We start from the raw sequence: 21400 nt of genomic DNA, 5'->3' as shown, positions 1-21400 counted from the left end.
CAATGGAAAAATCGTCACAGTCCTATTTTCTCTTCGGTCTGAGATGGCTGGGTAAATCCTTACGTTTCACACCTCTTAGCCTGCTCATGGTCATCATCATGTGGGGCTTGCGGGAAGTCCTCGGCGCAGAGAATCCAACCAATACCCTTGGGCTCTCCTTACCGTGGACGATAATTAGTCCGCATTTCCTCACCGCTGGTCTAAGTTCCTCCCCCACCACTGCGGCGTTGATGTCTACGTTGTGGATCATTGTTTTTGCAGTCCCTGCTGAAAGAATTCTAGGCAGTCTGAAATTCGCGGTCGCAGCGGTATTACTCCACATCAGCTCTGTTCCATTAGGCATCGGCATCGCTTATCTCATTGAGGAAGCCGGCCTGAACCGCTGGGGCAACAACTTGTTAGAAGATGTGTTGCTCACCCCGGATTTCTGGGTCTTCGGTGTCGCAGCGTTCGCATCTGCATCCATGCCGCTTTTATGGCGCCGACGCACGAGGCTGGTACTGTTCACCATCACGTTGACGTTGCTGCTTTATACGGGCACGCTTGCCGACGTCACCGTCCTCACCGCCACCATCATCGGCACTGTTGTAGGCGAGCTGGGCAGGCATCGAAAAACACCAGGTAGACGCTGGTTTTCAGGTTCGCTTACCATCCGTGAAGCTCGGATCATGTCGGCCATTTTGATCACTGCCGTAGCAGTAGGCCCTGTCCTTGCTGCACTTAACCCGCTCACCCATGGTCCGTTTTCCAGCGCAACCGAATTGATTTGGCAACCACTTGTGACAGAGGAACACATGCATCATCTCTGCCACGCCGATGGGACGTCGGATGCTTGCCAAGGTGCACTTGACCAGCTGCAACAGCACGGTGTGGGCCCATCAGTGGCTAATTTGATTCCTCTGATCCTCACAGTGGTTCTGGCATTGGGGCTAAGCCGTGGACGTCGTGTTGCCTGGATGCTGTCAGTTCTGGCTCAGCTACTGTCCATCGCAGTCTTGATGTTTCAGCTGATTAAACTATCCGCGGATGCCACAGATTTATTGTGGTCGGTCAATGCTTTTAGCGTGATTGTGCCTTGGTTGATCGCGTTGGCTGTGTTGGTGATTTTCCGCCGTGCTTTCCAAGTAAAAATCGATACAGCACGGATTTCCCAGTCTGCCATCGTGCTCAGTCTTACTTTATTGGGAACTGCGGCCATCTGGATTCTTACTACCCTGCTTATTCCCCATGCGTTCCACCCTCACCCAACAATCGGGCTAGCGCTTAAAGAGCTTCCCTTCCGGTATCTTCCTCCCACGATCGATACAGTTTTAAATCACCAGCTCTTCCCCAGATCTCCTCGTGGGTGGGCGGTTTTTGAATGGACGGGAACACTATTCTGGCTGGTGGCCGCCGCAGTGCTGTACCACTTGCTGATGGGTGTGCACGTCGATAAGGCCTATAAAGACCAGGAAAAAGCAGCCGAAACCTTGAAGGCTGGCAGTGGTGATCACCTATCTTGGATGACCACCTGGGGTGGCAATACTTATTGGTGGGCTCCAAAATCCACAGGTTACGTGGCCTACCGCGTTAAAAGAGGGGTTGCGATTACCCTCGGAGAGCCTATTATTGGCCCAGACTCGTGCGAATCCAAGGATGACTTGGCCAGGCAATTCGAAGAATTCGCAAGCCACCAAGGCTGGATTGTCGCGTGGTATTCGGTGGGTGAGCAATTCTCCACAGAACGCATGAGCGCAGGACATCATAAACTCCGCGTGGCTGAGGAGGCGGTACTTCACCCCGAGCAGGCGGACTTTAAGGGCAAACGCTTTCAAAATGTTCGTACCGCTAGAAACCGTGCAGCCAAAGAATCAGTGCATGCCATCTGGACCACGTGGGCAAAACTTAGTACCGAGATGCAGCACAAAATCATCTCACTGTCGGAGGAATGGGTCTCTGAAAAAGCACTGCCGGAGATGGGCTTCACACTAGGAACTGTCAATGAGTTGTCAGATCCAGATACTTTTCTCTTGCTTGCCGTCGGTGCCGATGATCATCTCCACGGCATAACAAGCTGGTTGCCGGTGTTTGAAGATGGCTACATTGTTGGATATACGCTCGATGTGATGCGCCGTGATCCACAGGGGTTCAAATCGGTTATTGAGTTTTTAATTTCCGAGGCCGTCGTTATCGCCAGAGATCTCAACCTGAAATGGGTGTCCCTTTCGGGCGCGCCATTAAGCTCCACTAACAGCATGGACAACCGTGGCACCATTGATGCGATTTTAGACCTTCTAGGCAAAGCAATGGAACCGTTTTAGGGCTTCCGCTCCCTTGCAGCATCCAAGAATAAATTCCACCCTGAACACCACAGTTGGTATTTGTGTTATCGCGATGAGCTATCACTTCCAAGCATTGGTCTTGCCATCGCTGCCTGCTATCTCAACGAATTTCCGCTACCTAATTGGCTGAAGAAACCAGCAACAATCCATCACTAGAATTTGGGCGTAATCTTGGGGAAACCGTTAAGCAAATTTAACGTCCAGCCTTAACCCCCGGACACCCACTGGGGATGACTCTCCCTAAAAAGGAATACATTCATGCTGTGGTCAATTTTGGTGAGGTTTCTTAAACCCACATGGCCTCTAATTTTAGCTGTCATTATTTTTCAATTGGCGCAATCAATCACTTCGCTTCTTCTCCCCACGCTCAACGCAGACATCATTGACAATGGTGTGGTCACAGGCGATATCGGATATATCTGGCGCACTGGTGGCATCATGTTGGCGCTGACGTTGGTCCAGGTCGCCTGCGCCATTGCCGGTGTGTATTTCGGCTCGAAATTGTCTATGACTGTGGGCAGAGATCTGCGGTCGGCGATCTTTGGAAAGGTAGTCAGTTTCTCAGAACGTGAAATGGGCCAATTTGGAGCGCCTTCACTGATTACACGAAACACCAATGACGTGCAGCAAATCCAAATGCTGGTGCAGATGACCTCCACACTCATGATTTCCGCCCCGATGTTAGCCATTGGTGGCGTGATCATGGCTGTGCGCCAAGATCTTGGATTGTCGTGGCTGATGGTGGTGAGCATTCCAGTTCTCATCATTGTCGTGGCGTTGATTATTGTGCGCATGGTTCCCATGTTCCAGCTGATGCAAAAACGCATTGACCGCATCAACCAGATCATGCGTGAGCAGCTCACCGGCATCCGCGTGATTCGGGCATTCGTGCGTGAAGATGAAGAGCGCGCGCGTTTTACCTCAGCAAGTCAAGACGTTGCTGATATTGGTGTGCGTACCGGCAACCTCATGGCCTTGATGTTTCCCGCTGTAATGCTGATTATGAACCTCTCTGCAGTCGCCGTGATTTGGTTTGGCGCCTTCCAAGTCGAATCCGGTGAAACACAAATTGGTACGTTGTTCGCATTCTTGCAGTACATCATGCAAATTCTCATGGGCGTGATGATGGCGGCATTCATGTTCGTGATGGTCCCCCGCGCCGCCGTGTCAGCTGATCGCATCGGCGAGGTTTTGAACACCGTGCCATCGGTTCAGGCGCCAGAAACACCGGCGCAGCCGTCGAAAAGCGCTGGTGAAATCGTGTTTAACAACGCAACCTTTGCCTACCCCGGTGCGGATGACCCGGTGCTAAATAATGTCAGCTTCCGCGTCGCGCCGGGCAGCACGACGGCGATCATCGGCTCAACCGGGTCGGGCAAGACAACGCTGATCGGGCTGGTGCCTAGGCTTTTCGACGTCACCTCCGGCGAAGTTACCATCGATGGCACCGATGTCCGCGACTTTGAACCCCTGGAACTGTGGGATCGGATCGGTCTTGTTCCGCAGAAATCTTTCCTATTTTCTGGAACCATTGCCAGCAACCTGCGTTATGGAAACGAAGACGCGGATGACACACAGCTGTGGCAGGCTTTGGCCATTGCTCAAGCTGCTGACTTTGTACGCGATATGCCAGAGGCTCTTGATTCTGAGATTGCTCAAGGTGGCACCAATGTTTCTGGTGGTCAGCGTCAACGTTTAGCTATTGCGCGGGCCTTGCTGAAACAGCCTGAGATTTATATTTTCGACGATTCTTTCTCCGCCCTCGATGTCAGCACCGACGCTGCTCTGCGACGAGCATTATCCACCCACTTGCCGGAAGCCACCAAGCTGATTGTGGCTCAACGCGTGAGCACGATTCGGGATGCTGATCAGATTGTGGTGTTAGATAATGGCGAAATCGCAGGTATCGGCACCCATGATAATTTGCTGAAAACATGCGATACCTACCGCGAAATTGTTGAATCCCAAGAGACTGCGCAGGCTAAATCATGAGTGATAATGCAGGCCGCAAAGATGCTGCTCCGCACCAAAAGGCACAAAATTTCGGACCATCGGCAAAAAGACTTTTCGGGATTCTTGGCCACGACCGCACCACATTAATTGTGGTAATTTTCCTCGCCATTTTAAGCGTCGGCCTCACAGTGCTTGGTCCGTGGTTGCTGGGCAAAGCCACCAACGTGGTGTTCGAAGGTTTCCTCTCCAAGCGCATGCCAGCAGGTGCCTCGAAGGAAGATATCATCGCGCAGCTTCAGGCTGCTGGTGAAAACAACCAAGCCTCCATGATGCAAGACATGAATCTTGTTCCAGGTTCAGGCATTGATTTTGATAAGTTGGGCCTGATCCTAGGTCTGGTCATCGGTGCCTATGTGATCGGTAGTGTGCTTTCCCTGATCCAGGCTCGGATGCTCAACCGCATTGTGCAAAGTGCGATGCACCGCCTACGCATGGAAGTGGAAGAAAAGGTTCACCGCCTACCTCTGAGCTATTTCGACTCCATCAAACGAGGCGATCTGCTCAGTCGCGTGACCAATGACGTAGACAATATCGGACAATCTTTGCAGCAGACATTGTCCCAGGCGATTACTTCACTACTCACCGTCATTGGTGTGTTGGTGATGATGTTTATCATCTCTCCGCTGCTTGCACTCGTTGCATTGATTACCATCCCGATCACCATCGTGGTCACCGTGCTGGTTGCAAAACGCTCCCAGAAACTTTTTGCCCAGCAGTGGAAACAGACCGGTGTGTTAAATGCGCGCGTGGAGGAAACCTATTCCGGCCATGCAGTGGTCAAGGTATTTGGGCACCAAAAAGATGTCCAAAAGGCTTTTGAGGAAGAAAACCAGGCTGTATATAAGGCAAGTTTCGGAGCTCAGTTTGTTTCAGGCATCATCATGCCAACCATGATGTTCGTAGGAAACTTAAGCTACGTAGCAATTGCGGTAGTCGGCGGATTACAAGTCGCTTCCGGTTCCCTATCAATCGGTGCCGTCCAATCCTTCATCCAATACTCCCGCCAATTCACCCAACCACTGTCGCAATTGGGTTCCATGGCCAACTTACTGCAATCCGGCGTAGCCAGCGCTGAGCGCGTTTTTGAGCTTCTCGACGAAAAAGACCAGGACAATGACCCTGCGCAAGCCAACACCGTAGCTTTCGGCGCTAACCGCCTGGAGTTCAAAGACGTATCGTTCGGCTACACACCAGAACTCCCACTGATCAACAATTTAGATTTGGAAGTGCGTTCTGGAAGCACCATCGCCATCGTTGGCCCCACTGGCGCCGGCAAGACGACCTTGGTGAATCTGATCATGCGTTTCTACGACATCAACAGCGGATCCATCACGCTCGGTGAAACAGCCGACAATGCTATAGATATCCGCACCATGACCCGTAAAAATCTGCGTTCACGCACCGGCATGGTGCTCCAAGATACCTGGCTGTTTGCCGGAACCATCAGAGACAACATTCTCTACGGCAGGCCCGAAGCAACAGAAGAAGAAATGCTGGCCGCATCAAAAGCTGCCTACGTGGACCGCTTCGTGCGATCACTCCCCGACGGCTACGACACCGTGCTAGATGACGAAGCAATGAACCTCTCAGTCGGCGAACGCCAACTGATCACCATCGCCCGCGCATTCCTGGCTAACCCCCGGTTACTGATCTTGGATGAAGCAACCTCCTCAGTGGATACTCGAACCGAGTTGTTCATTCAACGCGCCATGACCAAATTGCGCCAAGACCGCACCGCGTTTGTCATCGCCCACCGGCTTTCCACGATCCGTGATGCCAACCTGATTTTGATGATGAAAGATGGTGAAATCGTCGAACAAGGAAACCACCGAGAGCTCATGGCACTAGAAGGTGAATATTGGAAGCTGTACAACTCCCAATTCGACGCACCCATTAAGGGAGAATCCGGCTCTTAACAGTTGCGCCTATTTGACGCCTCAAGTTTTCAGAATGAGTATTTGCATGGTCGAGGCCCCGAAAGGCTCTTAGAAGCGCTTCTGGAAGGTCACTTTTCAAGAGGCCACAGGCCAGATTTTGGGCGATGTCAGTTGAGAACAAACACAGGTGACAAGGATCCTTAGAATTCTGGAATCTTGGCATGCCTGTTTGGTTAACAGTTTGGTTAACATCAGCGTAAACCAAACATACGTGCCAAAATTTCACAAAAATAGAAAATCTTGGCACGCCTGTCCGGTTTCTAAAAAGCCCACCGCGTAATCCAAGCTGACGGCATCATGCATTGTTTGTCCCTGGTGGGCATCTGTGCTTGGTGTTGAGCGCGATACCCCAAACAGCCCACGCAGCCCAGCACGCGACCTTATTCGCTGACGGAGATTACATTTGTTTTCTTCTTCGGCTTGCCTCGCTTCGGTCCGCGGACATCGATTTCTTCCAAGTTGAACATTTTGGAAATAAAGTCGGCGATCCATTGGAGGAGGTCGACGTCGCGAAGCAAAGGATCTGTCACCTTGTTGCCAGCCTTCGGGAAGGACAACTGGATTGCTTTAGCGGCAGCGCGGTAGGTGGCGCCTGGGAACAGGCGCTTTAAGCGCACTTGCTGGGAGTCGGCCAGGTCAACCGGGTGGACCTTGATGCGTGTGCCCTGGACTGCAATGTCGGTGAGGTGTGCTTCGCGCATGAGGTGGCGCAACCTGGATACCGAGAGCAGTCGGGCAACCTCTTCGGGGATCGGTCCGTAGCGGTCTTCCATTTCTTCGACCGCTAGGCGCAGATCCACTTCGGATTCGGATTGTGCGAGCTTTCGGTAAATTTCCAGGCGCAGGCGTTCGGCGTTGATGTATTTCTCCGGAATGTGGGCGTCCACTGGAAGGTCCACGCGGATTTCCTTTGGTCCTTTAACGGTGCCGTCGACAGTTTTTCCGTCGGCAAGCGCGCGATAAGCCTCAACTGCTTCACCGACAAGACGCACATACAAATCAAAGCCAACGCCTGCAATGTGGCCTGATTGTTCTGCACCCAGCACGTTTCCGGCGCCACGCATTTCCAGGTCCTTCATCGCAACGGCCATGCCAGCACCCAGATCGTTGTTTTGGGCGATGGTCGCAAGACGGTCGTAGGACATTTCCGTTAGTGTTGCGCCCTTTGGATACAGGAAGTAAGCGTAACCGCGCTCGCGGGAACGACCCACTCGGCCACGCAATTGGTGAAGCTGAGACAAGCCCATGTGGTGGGCATTTTCCACGATCAGCGTGTTGGCGTTGGCAATGTCCAACCCTGTTTCCACGATGGTGGTACACACAAGCACGTCGTATTCGCGGTCCCAGAATCCTTGAACTGTTTGCTCAAGCAGTTCCTCGCTCATCTGGCCGTGGGCAACAACCACGCGTGCTTCGGGCACGAGGTCACGGATTTCACGGGCTTTCTTTTCAATATCTGCCACCTTGTTGTGGATGAAAAAGACTTGACCGTCTCGCAGGAGCTCACGTCGAATTGATGCCGCAACCTGTTTGTCTTCATAAGGGCCTACATAGGTGAGGATGGGATGGCGATCCTCAGGAGGGGTCAGCATGGTGGTCATCTCACGAATACCAGCCATAGACATTTCCAAGGTTCGTGGAATTGGGGTTGCGGACATGGTCAACACATCCACGTGAGTACGCAAAGCCTTGATGTGCTCTTTGTGCTCAACACCGAAACGCTGCTCCTCATCAACAATGACAAGGCCTAAGTTTTTCCACTGCACACCGGTTTGCAATAGACGGTGCGTACCGATCACGATATCCACCGAACCCGTGGCAAGTCCGGACAAAATTTCTTTAGAGTCAGCTGTCGAAGTAAAACGTGACAAGCCTTTGATCGTGACTGGAAAACCAGCCATGCGCTCTTCAAAAGTGGACTGATGCTGCTGAGCAAGCAACGTGGTGGGCACCAACACAGCTACTTGTTTGCCATCTTGAACTGCTTTAAACGCCGCGCGCACCGCCACTTCGGTTTTGCCGTATCCCACATCACCAATGATCACGCGATCCATCGGGACACTTTTCTCCATGTCCTCCTTGACCGCATCGATCGCCAGCATTTGGTCTTCGGTTTCTACGTAGGGAAAGTTATCTTCCATTTCTTTTTGCCATGGAGTATCTGGCGCAAAAGGATGACCCGGCGCGGATTGGCGCTTGGCGTAAAGTTCCACCAACTCACCGGCGATTTCCCGGACTGCTGCTCGAGCCTTTTTCTTCGCGTTTTTCCAATCAGAACCACCCATTTTGGAAAGGGTTGGTTTTTCGCCACCAACGTAGCGGCTGAGCATATCCAGTGCATCCATGGGCACGTAAAGCTGGTCGCCTGGCTGGCCACGCTTGGATGGCGCATATTCCAGCACGATGTATTCCCGGCGCGAGGTTTCATCACCTGCGGAAATGGTACGTTCAGTCATTTTCACAAAACGCCCAATGCCGTGGGTTTCATGCACCACCAAATCCCCTGGTTCCAATGCCAAAGGATCCACTTTGTTCCGGCGTTTCGCAGGCCTGCGTTTTGCTCCCGCGATATCGCCCACCCGGTTACCGGTCAGATCGGTTTCGGTAATAACCACCAGTGGCATGGCAGCGCCATCACGGTGTTTCCGCACCTTAGGAAATACCAAACCGGCATGGCTGAGCGCATGATATAAAGTGACTTGACCAGGCGTTGGCTCCCAGCCTGGGGTTGCCACGTGAGTCGGAATGCCCTTCTCGGCAAAGCGATCAACCATACGTTTAATCGCGCCTTGGGTTGGCGCAATAAACGCCGCACGTCCGCCAGCGGTAGTGTGCGCGAGCAGCTGGGCCATCATCTCATCGATTTTCGGCAGCTCACCGCGCGGCGCCGGGCCGGCTTCAAAATCCAACGGCAGCGTCGCTTCATCCGCCGCCTCAAACATGCCGGGCGGGGCGAAAGTCCACCACGCCAAATCGCTTTTCGACGCAGAGACCTCCAAACTTTCATAACTGCGATAGCTAGAAGCTTCCAAATCGAGGCCTTCTGCAGCTACGGGACCATCAGCTCCCATGGCAGCGGCTTCCCACCCTGCCATCAAAAACTCAGCATCGGTTGCTTCCAAATCCGCAATACGGGTGCGCACTTTTTCCGGAGCAATCACCAACACGTGAGTATTTTCTGGCATGAGTTCCAGCATGGGCACCATCGGAGTATCGGTCAGCGCTGGAATCAATGCCTCCATGCCATCAACGTCCTGAGAATCAGAAATCTTTGACAGCATCTCCACCAATGTGGGATTGCCCGGATGCTTGGTCATCAACGACTCAGCACGAGCAGCAACATCTTTAGTGATCAGCAGTTCACGCGCCGGATAAATCTCGATGCTTTCAATGGTAATTTCTGGGATGGTGCGCTGATCGGCAACAGAGAACTGCCTGATGTCAGAGACTTCATCGCCCCAAAATTCCACACGCACCGGATAATCCAACGTGGTAGGGAAAATATCCAAAATGCCACCGCGGGTAGCAAACTCACCACGCTTTGCCACCATGTCCACATGCTTATATGCACGGAAAACTAACTCTGACGTCAGGCTAGAAAAATCAAACTCTGCGCCTTCAGAAAGTGTCAGCGGCGCACGACCTTCTGCTTCTTTCAGCACAGGCTGGCAAAACGCGCGCGCAGCAGCGACAACAACTTTTAAGTCTTTCAAGTGATTGAGTACCTGGGCACGCTTGCCCACAATATCTACACCAGGGCTTAAGCGTTCATGAGGCAACGTCTCCCACGAAGGAAGCCACGCCACCTTATCCCCCATCATTGCCTTCAACTCAGCGGTAAGATCCTCGGCCTCACGACCAGTAGCAGTCACCACCAACACCGGAGCATGATGAGCCAACGCACCGATCACCCACGGACGAGCCTGATCGATACCCGTGATATGCAGATGCTGCTGCCCCACATTGGACATCAATCCCTTTAATTTAGGGTCGGTTGCAGCGACCTTCAACAACCCCGCGAGCATCGGTGTCACGCTTGAATCTCCTTAGATGTTTCATTATCTTGACCAAAAATCGCACCCTCAGTGGAACTGACAGGCGTTAACTTCGGATCGGCTTCCATCCCCGTCAAACCATTCCAACAGAGATTAACAATATGCGCCGCAACTTCTTCCTTCGGCGGAGTGCGCTCATCCAACCACCATTGTGCCGTCATCGAGACCATGCCGACCAATGCTTGCCCATAAAGAGTCGCGTACTCCGGATTGAGCCCGGACCGGGTGAAGGCATTGCCGAGGATGTGTGAGACCTGCGTCGTGGCGTCGTTAAGCAAAGTGCCATACGACCGACTCTCGCCGGGCCGCATATCGCGCACCAGGATCAAAAACCCATCCGTTTCATCTTCCACATACGTCAAAAGCGCAAGAACAGCCTGCTCAATGCGGTAACGGGAGCGACCATGCTGCAAAGACTGCGTGATCATCGACTCCAACTTGATCATCTCACGATCAATAACCACCGCATACAAACCCTCTTTGCCACCGAAGTGCTCATACACCACCGGCTTAGACACATTCGCGCGCGCGGCAATCTCCTCCACGCTCGCGCCATCAAAACCTCGCTCAGCGAAAACCGCACGCCCAATAGAGATTAATTGCTCCCGGCGTTCCTTGCCGGTCATCCGCTGTCGAACCATGTCAACCAGCCTATCTCAGCTAACTACACCCCCAATAATTGGTTTTTTAAGACAATGATGTAAACTCTAGCGGTGCAGTCAGTTACTGCAGTTCCCCATGGTGTAATCGGCAACACTACGGTTTTTGGTACCGTCATTCTAGGTTCGAGTCCTGGTGGGGAAGCTTTTTGATGCCCGGCTACCAAATAGATTTTCGGTAGCCGGGTTTTCTTGTTTAATTTAGTGGGCAGAGCATCAAAAAATATGTTTCCCCCTCAAACCGAGTGTTAGCTTATCTGAGTACTTTAAATCTCCTACTCCCACTCGAGGCACTATGTCCCTATCTTCTTCTGCGTCAGAACACACTACGAAACGTAGTTTTGGTCGCATGCAATCAAGAGCAGTTCTTGGCTTTTCATCCCTACTACTCATGGGTCTTATAACTGCTTGCGACGCGGACACTTCAGAATCTAGCAGTTCAGAAATCACCGTTACCCAGGTCGTGACCACCACGCAGACCACTTCTGAAGAAGCCAGCACAGTAACCGAAACGGTTGCAGAAGTTGCACCAGTGGAAGAAATTGGTCAGGAAATCGTGGAACCAGCAGCAGTAGAGTACATTCCCGAGCCTGAAACTTATGTCAATACTCCACAACACTTTGCTGAAATCCCGGCTCCCCCACCTGCACCTGTTCAGTCGTATTATGCCAATTGCGCAGCGGTTCGTGCAGCAGGAGCAGCGCCACTTTATGCAGGATCTCCTGGATACAGTTCCAAACTTGACCGCGATGGCGATGGAATTGCCTGCGAATAGCCCGAATGGCAAAGCTTTTGTTTAGCCATCAAAGCCAGCTCGCTTTGTTTTTTGCCCGTAGACCACTACGGCCGATTTAAGCGCCCGGGTTTTGAGAATGGGTATTTATATCACTTGAGATCCGAAGGGCGCTTATAGGCGATTCTACGGGGTTAATTTTTCTGACTTGCTCATCAGTTTTTGCCCACTACTTCACCTGGTGACCAAGCACCAATGTGAGAGGGAAATTCTTGGTCAAATATGGCGTTATCATGGTCTACAAACTTGCTCTGGTGACCAAGGATCTTTGATCGCACTATGGTTTTGGTCAAATATGCCGGTGCGTAGAGGTTGCACCAACTCCATGCCTGAGTTGCCTAAATATCTCCTTTAAGCAGCCAAGAGGTGGCTTGGTCGGGAAGCAGCTACGGTGCGAAGCTGTTCGACAGCACGCTTTTCAATAAAGATTTTCCGGAAGCGGTTGATTCGACCTTCGTAGCCTTCAGCAATGCTGTCTAGGACGCTGTCGACAAAGTGCGCTTTTAGCTTGCCATCAAATCGTGCATGGAGATCTTCTCGAACACTCCACAGGTAGTCGTGGCTGCGTTCGATGCGGCTGATTTCGTCATGAATGTTTTTCATGATGTGTTCCTTTCCTTTTCATTAGGCGTATTCCGTCTTGAATGCCCCACCCGAAATTCTAAGTTCACTTTTAGAACTCTTTTTGTTAATCAGAAATTAACCTTAGGCCACACTTAAAGTAATTGCAAGTGTCCAATAATGGGTTTCTACCAACTATTTTTTCTGGAGAAAATATCACCCCTACATAAAAATTCCCTGATAGGCTCGAGTGATGAAAGTGACCCAAAGCACAATCTTAAGATCGATGGCTGCGTTCACTGTGGCAGCCCTGACCCTGACCATTTCTTCTTGTTCTACTGACGATGACACCTCGGCAAGCGCCACAAGTTCTGAAGCTTCAACATCTGAAGCAAACACCTCTCCCCCACTTGCCCCCTGTGAGCTTCCCGCTGATGCAACTTCTGATGAAGCGGTCGAAGGCACGCACACTGGTGATGATATTTCGGTAGCTCCGGAAATCGGCACTGGTTACCGCGAGGGCATGACCCCAGTTCAAACCGAAGGCTATGCGGTAGCAACTGCCAACCCCCTGGCTTCTGAAGCAGCGTGTGCTGTGTTGAGGGAAGGTGGCACTGCAGCTGATGCCCTGGTCACAGCACAGTTTGTGTTGGGACTTACCGAACCCCAGTCATCCGGTCTTGGTGGCGGCGGATACATTTTGTACTACGACGCCGAAGCTAATGCAGTAACTGCGATTGATGGTCGTGAGACAGCACCTGTCGCCGCAGATGAAAACTATCTGATCCATGTATCAGCTGAGGATCAAACAGCGCCGGTGCCCGATGCTAGGCGTTCAGGCAGGTCAATTGGTGTTCCTGGAATTGTGGCAGCTTTAGGCCAGCTCCACGATTCTTTCGGCCAGACCTCTTGGCAGGATGTTTTAGCTGCTCCAGAGCAACTAGCCGCCGATGGTTTTGAGATCAGTCCGCGTATGTCTGCATCCATTGCTAATTCAGCTGAAGATCTGTCGCATGATCCAGAAGCCGCTGCGTACTTCCTTGATGAAAACGGCGAGGCGAAAGCACCAGGCACGCTGCTGCAAAACCCGGATTACGCTGAAACCATTCGCCTTATCTCAGAAGGTGGCCCCGATGCCTTCTACACGGGTGAAATCGCAGCTGACATCGTGGAGCGCGCAACTCGTGAGGTTGACGGATTTACTCCTTCCTTGATGAGCACTGCAGATTTGGCTGCTTATACTCCAGAGACCCGCGAGGCGTTGTGTGCTCCGTACCGTGACAAGGTTGTGTGCGGTATGCCGCCATCATCATCTGGTGGTGTCACGGTGATGGAAACCTTAGGCATTCTGAATAACTTTGATCTTTCCCAGTACCCACCCACTGAGGTTGGTTTAGATGGCGGGCTGCCAGATGCGGAAGCTGTGCACTTGATTTCAGAAGCAGAACGTTTGGCTTATGCCGACCGTGATGCATATATCGGTGATCCTGCATTTGTTGATGTTCCTGGCGGTGGCGTCGATGAGCTGATCAGCGCAGACTACACCGATAGGCGTGCAGATCTAATTGATCCTGACAACTCTATGGGCGAGGCAACGGCAGGTCTTAGCGAAGAACCGGTGATGGCTCCGATACCGGAAAATGGCACCAGCCACATTTCTATCATCGATTCTTATGGCAACGCTGCATCGCTGACCACCAGTGTGGAAGCAGCATTTGGCTCATTCCACTTCACCCGCGGTTTCATTTTGAACAATCAGCTAACTGACTTCTCTGCTGAACCACTTGATGAAAACGGCGAGCCAGTAGCAAACCGGGTGGAATCTGCGAAACGTCCACGTTCATCGATGTCCCCAATGTTGGTGTTCAATGCCGATGACGGTGGCGAGATCGCGGATCTGAACATGGTGTTGGGTTCACCTGGTGGATCCCTGATTATCCAGTTCGTGGTGAAAACCTTGGTCAACATTATTGACTGGGGAATGGATCCACAGCAGGCAGTTTCTGCACCTAACTTTGGTGCAATGAATCAACCTAAAACAGGACTGGGCAGTGAACATCCATTGATCGCTGATGATTCAGCAGACTTGGTCTCTGAATTGGAAAGCAAAGGCCACGAGGTCAATGTGGGTGAACAATCCAGTGGTTTGTCCGCCCTGGTAAAAGATGGCGACACCATTGTTGGTGGCGCCGATCCACGCAGAGAAGGCGTGGTCTTGGGCGGCTAACTATCCCAAAATTACCGCGCAGACCACGCTGACCACAGCGCCTCATAACGACCGCCGATTGCTCGAAGTTGTTCATGAGTTCCGGATTCTATGATTTCTCCGGAATCCATGACAATGATGCGATCGGCGGTTCGTGCTTGATCAAGACGGTGAGCCACGACCAGCGCTGAGCGATCTTTGGTTACTTTCAGGGCTGCTTCTTCCAGCAGTTTGGCATGATCTGAACCTGATTCGGCGGTGGCTTCATCTAGGATCACGATCGCTGGATCCGCCAAATGAACGCGAGCAAGAGCGATGATTTGGTTTTCCACTGAAGTTAATCTGAATCCGCCATCGCCCACAATGGTTTCAAGGCCTTGAGGTAAACGCTCTAACCAGGCATCATCTAAATCAGAAAGCACTGCTTTTACTTCGGCATCGGTTGCTCCGGGTCGCGCAATTTTCACATTGTCTAGAACTGAGCCTCTAAAACAGTGGATTTCCTGACTTACCATCGCGATGTTTTTGCGTAGTTCGTCTGGGTCGATATCAGCAAAATCAACACCGCCAAGACTCACACGTCCAGAGCTTTGGGTTAATAAACCAGCTGCAATGAGGGCAAGCGTACTTTTTCCAGCACCGGTTGCCCCCACTATCGCAATCCGCTCGCCTTCAGCAATCTGCAGGGATGCGTTCTTAATAACAGGAGCGGTGTGGTAGTGGTGGGAGACGTCGAAAAGCGATAAAGCGGTGCTGGCAGGCGCCGGCAAGGTGCCGCTGACCTGGTGTGAGGCGGTGTTAATCACGCCGACCATGCGGATCAGCGATGCGCTGGCGGATTGGATGTCGGAAAACATGCCGACCAGCACGCCGATGGGGCCGAAAAGGCGATGGAAAATCAGCGCGGCTGTGGACACGGCACCGACAGTGACTAAATCCGCGTTGAACAGGTAAAAGCCTGTGCCCAAAATGAGAATCAACGTGATGCATTCCGCGCGATTGTTGCGTGAAAACGCCCAGGTTAAAAACCTGAAAACAGAAATGGAAATATCGCGAGCTTCCGCTGACGCTGCATCAATTCGCTTCAACTCAGTGTCCTCAGCCCGAAACGCACGCAAGGTTTCCGCGCCTTCAACCGCACCAACAAGGCGCTGCGTGCGCACACCGAAAGCCTCGCGCTCACGGGTATAAAGTGGCCCAGACCTGGGAAGATAGACGCGCAGCGTGGTCCAATAAAGCGGGATCGCCACAAGTCCAACAAGGCCCAGCCGCCAATCCACCGCAGCCATGCCGAACGCGGAAATTACCACGGTAAATCCAGCTTGAACCATCAGCGGCACAACCGTGCTCGCTGCATTAGAAACCTCACGCGAATCATCGGCAATACGCGAAATTACATCGCCGCGCCCGGCAGTTTCCACGGTGTTGGCATCCAAGCTCACCGCCGCACGCAGCACTTTTTCGCGCAACCGGGCAATCGCGGGCTCCAACGCGCGCGCCAACAGCGCGCTACCCCACCACGTGCCCAGGCCAGAAACCACGCCGCCAGCCACGATCAGGAGTGCGAAAGCTACAACGTCGTCCATGCTTGGGGATTCAAGCAGCTTATCGACGAGCCCTCCCACCGCCCATGGCCCTACCAACCCCGCCACGGCGGTGAACACACCACAAAAAACAACCCCCACCAGCCTTAACCTGTACGGCTTGAGCTCCGCAATGGCCGCTTTAAACGCTTGTTTCGGCGTCGATGACGCAATCAACTTACTCACCAGCAATCATCCGATCCGCCAAGTTATAAAAAGCAGGTGAAGAACTCACAATGATCGTTGTCTTCCCAGCTCTCAACTGTTTAACCCCTTGGGCGATAGCTACCTCAGTCACAGAATCTACTGCACTTGTGGGATCTACCAGTACTAATACCTCTGGATTGGCATGCAACGCTCTGGCCAATGCCACGCGCTGGCGCTGACCACCGGAAAGATTACTACCAGAATCCCTCACCGGTGCATCGATTCCCTCGGCCTCAATAATGTCGCTTAGCCCAGAAGCGCTAATCACCTCTGGATCAATAGGGGTATCTTTGTGGTGATCCATGCAGATATTGGACCGCAACGTGCCTTCGAAAATATCGGCAGCATGAGGCGTGGTTAGCACATTGTCGCCCTGTGACACTGCAGTAACAGGTGGAGTAACAACAACCAGTTCTCCCTTTTTAATGTCCATGGTGTGTGATCCTGCATCTTCAGCAGCAGTGAGATTTAAGAAAGTAGCCACACGCTCTGCCGCACCATGAGCAATGGCGGATGCATTAATCGAGTTACTCAACAATCGAATCGGCTCAGACAAATACACCGCCACACCAACAATGGCGATCAACTGACCTGGCCCCAACTCCCCTGTGGTCACCCTCCACCCCGCCAAGAGCAACACGGCAGCCAAGTTCAATGCAATGGACAACTCACCGATGCCAGCAACTTTTCCCGAAGCAACAGCCGTATCAACCGCCGCTTTCGCTGAATCCTGCGAAGCCTTTTCAAAAGTTTGCGCAGCCCAACGCTCGCCACCAATGGCCTTAATTACGCGCAAACCCATCATGATATCGCTTGCCTGCGCACCAGATTCCGCTAACTTTTCTTGCTGTTTAAAACTTCGCCGCGAAATTCCTTTACTAGCTAAGGCAACGATTCCAGAGATAACCGGAACTAAGACTAAGACCAAAAGCCCGACTAGCCAATCACTAACGAGGAGATAAACCGCTGCCCCTAGAAAGCCAGTTGCAGCTGACACCCCCGTGCCGATCTGACTAAAAATCCTTGTCGAGGAATCCGCATCCGCCGTGGAACGCGACATCACCTCACCCGGAACCAAACTCTTAGGATCTAAGTTTTTCAGCGCATGATCTGCCACCTCCACACGCAACGCATGGGATTCAAAGTTCACTGCCTTATTAAGTGCCCGCGAGCCGAAGCGATAAGAAAAACTCAGCACCACAAACAACAGAGCAAAGGCAACAAGACCAATAATTAGGAGCCTGAAATCCCGTGGCAGCACTGCATGATCAACAATCACACCAATTGCGATCGGAACCAATGCTTCTGAAAGCTGCCACAGCCCCAAGAAAAAAGCACCGAAGGCAACTTTGCCCCACTGTCGCCTAATCATTCTCCGCAGAATGCTTGAGGCAGTGTGTGTTGTTGTCATCAAAACCCTGTCTAGTTGTCAGATCAATTCAATTCTTCACAGCCTAACTTAGGTAATGCTGACTTGAAACAACTGATCGACAAAAGTGACAAAGTTCCCCGGGAGTTAAACCTTTACCCGGTTTTCATGGTTAGAACGTACACTCGCCTGAGTAGGGGTCAATCCACCCTGAGTTTGTTGCCACTGGACACCACACAAAGAAGTGTGCCGTTAACACCGACATGGTTGAAAATATGGCAAACGGAGCCACTATTGGATTCTGCAACTGACCGTAAGTAGATGCAACAACAGCTTCATTGGAGGTTTGGACCAAATCTTGCGCATTCGCAGTTGCATTTGTGGAAAACACAAGAGGGACTATTGCAGCGCACGCTATGAGGACACGATGACGGATCTTCATTATTAACCCTTCCTAATTACTGTGATAACCCTCACGGTACAGGAAACAGGAGGGGGCGTCGACAAGCAATTTTTCTAATTGCTCTCTTCCCTAAAAGCTTTAGCCTGCTCCGTTAAACGCTGTTGGCGCTGCTTCATCTCAATTCACATTGACTGGGTGCCTTGAAAAAGCAGGCCGCTGCCTAGTCTTCTTCGTCTTCTAGATCTTTAAAGGCTGGCTTTTCGATCGTGTTGTAGTTGATATATCCCATGAGACCGGCGATAACAGCCATCGAAATGGAGGGAACAGCAAATAACTCATATGAACGAGAAATAAGTGCTGAGTTCTGAATAACCAGTCCTACCGCTTGCCCACCAACGATGAGGAAACCGAGGACAAAGAAGACACTAATCGAGAGTGCAAATAGAAACTTTGTTGTCTGATTAATTGACTGTTTCATGATTTAGCCTCCTGTGGGCACGGGGATAATTCCAAGTGCAATAAACACACCAAGGAAGAAGAATGGAACAACGTAATAAACAACGAGCGGAATAAACGTCTTTTCAGGTCTAGCCCCAGTAATACCGCAGGCTACGAAGATAGAACCTGAAGCTGGAGGAGATGCACCTTCAGTGGAAGCGAAAACCAAAATAGCAATTAGAGCCAAGATTGGTTCAACACCTGCACCGACCATGGCGAACAAAGAAACCTGGCCAACCGCACTCAATGTTGCCGACGATGACAAAGGTCCTGCAACCAACACCACCAACAAGCCTACCAGTGCAACTAGAAGCCACAACGGCAAATTCAGTCCATCCAAGACCATATTGACATCTTGATCCAGCCCCAAAGAAGCAAGGACCTCACTGGCCAGAATAGCGAAGAACAAAATTGTTCCAATGGTATAGAACTGCGGCACGCCATCTCCCATGAAAGACCACCAAGCCTTCGGAGACCTCGGCAGTTCACGCCAAGCCACAACACCAGAGATAAAGATAATAAGCAATGGAATCCACATAATAAGGGAAATATTCCCCATGGACTCTCCAACGCTCGTGTTGCTGAGGTAATTAGCCAATGGGCCAACAGTCAACAAAATCGGAAGAATCGCACCAATAAAGATTAGTGTTGATGGCCAACCCTGCTTCCAGGACTTCCTCAAAGGAACATGATCACTATGTGTTTCGGCTTTGATACCGTCACGGAACACAAACCAACCAGTTAAAAAGATTCGATACACTACCTGGTAAAGACCAGCCACTAATAACGCCATGTACACCTGGCTGGTTGTGACCATTGAACCTGCAAAACCAATCATGATCACCATTGATGCACTGGGAGGCAACGCCGCCCCCAAACCTGCATTACCTGCGATGATCGTAGCTGCACGGTGCGGAGTCCATCCAGTTTTAACCATCCAAGGCCCAGTGATCGAACCACTGGCTGCCGCATTACCAGTGTTGGATCCACCAGCCAATGCTCCCATCGCGCCGGAAGCTACAGTGTCAACCAGTGCTGGCCCACCTGGAAGTCGTCCTAAAAGTGAGCTGAGGATTCCGACAAGCCGATCCATGACGCCAGTCTTTTGCACAAAATACGTCATGAATACGAAAGCTGCAGCTGCAAACAGGACTTCATTCTCCACGGCTTCCCGCAGCGCCTCAACCACAAAACGCGGTGCATCTTTACCCGCGAATAATAGTGTGGCAAGAAAACCAACGATCATAGCTTCGGCCATGTTTCGTTTGAATACAACATTCCACACAACAATGACGGCAATAAATACTGCAAGAGCAATCAGCGCAATAGGCATTGACTTTCCTCCTTTCTTTTTCTTAGGTCTTAGGTGACCGGGACTGTTGCACGAATAAGTTCACGCCTGGAAGCTTCATCTGCCACCACGGCTAAACCTGCATGAAGATGTTGTTCTGCACTTTCGCCAGGAATTACAACCACACCATCAGCATCGGCAACGACGAAGTCGCGGTGTTGGCAGACAACCCCTCCGATGGAAACTGGTACTCCTAGTCGGCCTGGGCCGTGTTTGTATGGTCCTGCTGGTGAAACGCCTGCCGCCCACACTGGGAAGTCGAGTTTTTCCAATTCATCAACATCTCGGACAGCGCCATCGATAACCATCCCGATGATTCCCGCGTTTTGTGCTCGTTGTGCAATTAGTTCGCCCATCAGGGCGCGCTCGGTGAATCCGCCACCAGATACAACGAGAATATCCCCAGGAGCTGCTTCTTTAAGTGCTCGGTGTATAGCCTGATTGTCGCCTTCTCTGGTGTATACCGTAAATGCTTTGCCAGCTATCGCGCGGGACTTCCATGTCTGTTTGATTGACGAATGCACGACACCTAAACGATCTCCACCATCACCAAGCGCTGCAGTAGGGACCTGCGCCAGTTCTTCCACAATGCTTGATCCTGTTGTGCGTGCCCAGTACTTATGTACATCAAGTGCGCCACGGGTCACTGGCCAATTAAGTGATTCACATGCATTTAGTTGGAGTTGATCAAGGCTATCTTTCAACTCATGTGCCCTACGCAATGCATGGATTTTTGTGCCGTCATTAAGGCGATCCAGCGTGGCTTCACCATCTATAAGCTCATTGGCAATCTGGGTTCGCATCCATTTAACTTGGCCGGTTTCCTCACCCGCTTGCATTGCTTCCGCAATCAGTGCACCAAGACCCTTCATGAAAACACTACGAAGCAACTTGCGTTGTGATGCATCGCCAACAGCTCCACCAATAGCCTCTGCGTCTGAGCCGATCACGGACATAGATTCTGCAGCTTCTTGTGCAAATTCTCCAGACAACAACAAATGCACCTTCGCACCGTATTTCATCACAGAGCCAATTACTGCACCATCAACCATTTTGACGGATCCATCAAGTGCATCTTGAACCTCGAGCTTCTTTGCAGGTGATGCGGAATTTAGATCAATATACACGGCAGCTGATGTAACCGATTCACGCACTTCTTGTGCAACAGCAAGCGCTCCGCGGGAGGTGACAAGACTCAAAATCAGGTCGGCATTATGCACAGCTTCTGCCACCGAGGGGACAAAAGTGACCCCTTCAGGCACTGCTACCTGCCGAATATCGAAACCACGTACCTCACAACCGGCCTCTGCAAATGCCTGGGAATACATGATTCCCGCTTCGCCGAGACCTAAAACTGCTACTTTCATAACCCCTCTATCACTAGATGATAATTCCTATCACTTGATGAAGTGATGAGAGTCATTGTGACGTACTGCTCACAAAG

The 21400-nt window shown here is 51.6% G+C and carries 13 protein-coding genes; 5 read left to right on the top strand and 8 right to left on the bottom strand.

Annotated elements, in window-relative coordinates; translation table 11 throughout:
- Nucleotides 1-2 precede the first annotated feature (2 nt).
- From N24_RS05550 to N24_RS05540, 3 genes are all read left to right on the top strand, one after another.
- Nucleotides 3-2300, top strand: coding sequence for a bifunctional lysylphosphatidylglycerol flippase/synthetase MprF (locus N24_RS05550; protein ID WP_231910893.1), 2298 nt, complete (start codon nucleotides 3-5; stop codon nucleotides 2298-2300).
- A gap of 279 nt (nucleotides 2301-2579) precedes the next feature.
- On the top strand, nucleotides 2580-4313 hold the full coding sequence (locus tag N24_RS05545; RefSeq protein WP_096455060.1) for an ABC transporter ATP-binding protein: 1734 nt from the start codon (nucleotides 2580-2582) through the stop codon (nucleotides 4311-4313).
- Nucleotides 4310-6250 (top strand): ABC transporter ATP-binding protein, encoded by a 1941-nt coding sequence (locus N24_RS05540; RefSeq protein WP_096455058.1) that lies wholly within the window; start codon nucleotides 4310-4312, stop codon nucleotides 6248-6250. The genes N24_RS05545 and N24_RS05540 overlap by 4 nt, the downstream gene beginning before the upstream one ends.
- Before the next feature lie 401 nt (nucleotides 6251-6651).
- Here the strand turns inward: N24_RS05540 and mfd are convergent, their stop codons facing one another.
- Nucleotides 6652-10296 (bottom strand): transcription-repair coupling factor, encoded by a 3645-nt coding sequence (gene mfd, locus N24_RS05535; RefSeq protein ID WP_096459787.1) that lies wholly within the window; start codon nucleotides 10294-10296, stop codon nucleotides 6652-6654.
- A gap of 5 nt (nucleotides 10297-10301) precedes the next feature.
- Complete coding sequence (locus N24_RS05530; RefSeq protein ID WP_096455056.1) at nucleotides 10302-10967, bottom strand: TetR/AcrR family transcriptional regulator; 666 nt, start codon at nucleotides 10965-10967, stop codon at nucleotides 10302-10304.
- Nucleotides 10968-11334: 367 nt separating this feature from the next.
- On the opposite strand from N24_RS05530, the gene N24_RS05525 reads away from it, so the two are divergent.
- Nucleotides 11335-11760 carry an excalibur calcium-binding domain-containing protein gene (locus N24_RS05525; RefSeq protein ID WP_096459785.1) on the top strand — a complete coding sequence of 142 codons (426 nt, stop codon included), beginning with the start codon at nucleotides 11335-11337 and terminating at the stop codon, nucleotides 11758-11760.
- A gap of 369 nt (nucleotides 11761-12129) precedes the next feature.
- Here N24_RS05525 and N24_RS05520 read toward each other — a convergent pair whose 3' ends face one another.
- A complete protein-coding gene (locus N24_RS05520; protein ID WP_096455054.1) occupies nucleotides 12130-12381 on the bottom strand; it encodes a hypothetical protein in 252 nt (83 codons plus the stop codon).
- 211 nt (nucleotides 12382-12592) lie between these two features.
- Between N24_RS05520 and ggt the strand changes: the two genes are divergently transcribed.
- On the top strand, nucleotides 12593-14566 hold the full coding sequence (gene ggt / locus N24_RS05515) for a gamma-glutamyltransferase (protein WP_096455052.1): 1974 nt from the start codon (nucleotides 12593-12595) through the stop codon (nucleotides 14564-14566).
- Nucleotides 14567-14577: 11 nt separating this feature from the next.
- Here ggt and N24_RS05510 read toward each other — a convergent pair whose 3' ends face one another.
- From N24_RS05510 to N24_RS05485, 5 genes are all read right to left on the bottom strand, one after another.
- The gene (locus tag N24_RS05510; protein WP_096455050.1) at nucleotides 14578-16314 is read right to left on the bottom strand and encodes an ABC transporter ATP-binding protein; all 1737 of its coding nucleotides are present in this window, start codon (nucleotides 16312-16314) and stop codon (nucleotides 14578-14580) included.
- Complete coding sequence (locus tag N24_RS05505) at nucleotides 16307-17707, bottom strand: ABC transporter transmembrane domain-containing protein (protein WP_096455048.1); 1401 nt, start codon at nucleotides 17705-17707, stop codon at nucleotides 16307-16309. Before N24_RS05505 ends, N24_RS05510 begins: the two co-directional genes overlap by 8 nt.
- A gap of 620 nt (nucleotides 17708-18327) precedes the next feature.
- A complete protein-coding gene (locus N24_RS05495) occupies nucleotides 18328-18585 on the bottom strand; it encodes a hypothetical protein (RefSeq protein WP_096455044.1) in 258 nt (85 codons plus the stop codon).
- A gap of 3 nt (nucleotides 18586-18588) precedes the next feature.
- The gene (locus N24_RS05490; protein WP_096455042.1) at nucleotides 18589-19938 is read right to left on the bottom strand and encodes a TRAP transporter large permease subunit; all 1350 of its coding nucleotides are present in this window, start codon (nucleotides 19936-19938) and stop codon (nucleotides 18589-18591) included.
- Nucleotides 19939-19967: 29 nt separating this feature from the next.
- On the bottom strand, nucleotides 19968-21323 hold the full coding sequence (locus N24_RS05485) for an RraA family protein (RefSeq protein ID WP_096455040.1): 1356 nt from the start codon (nucleotides 21321-21323) through the stop codon (nucleotides 19968-19970).
- Nucleotides 21324-21400 lie beyond the last annotated feature (77 nt).

This window comes from Corynebacterium suranareeae (assembly GCF_002355155.1).
Lineage (GTDB): Bacteria > Actinomycetota > Actinomycetes > Mycobacteriales > Mycobacteriaceae > Corynebacterium > Corynebacterium suranareeae.
The sequence above is the reverse complement of the archived record's forward strand: the minus strand, read 5'-3'. Positions and strand labels throughout refer to the sequence as shown.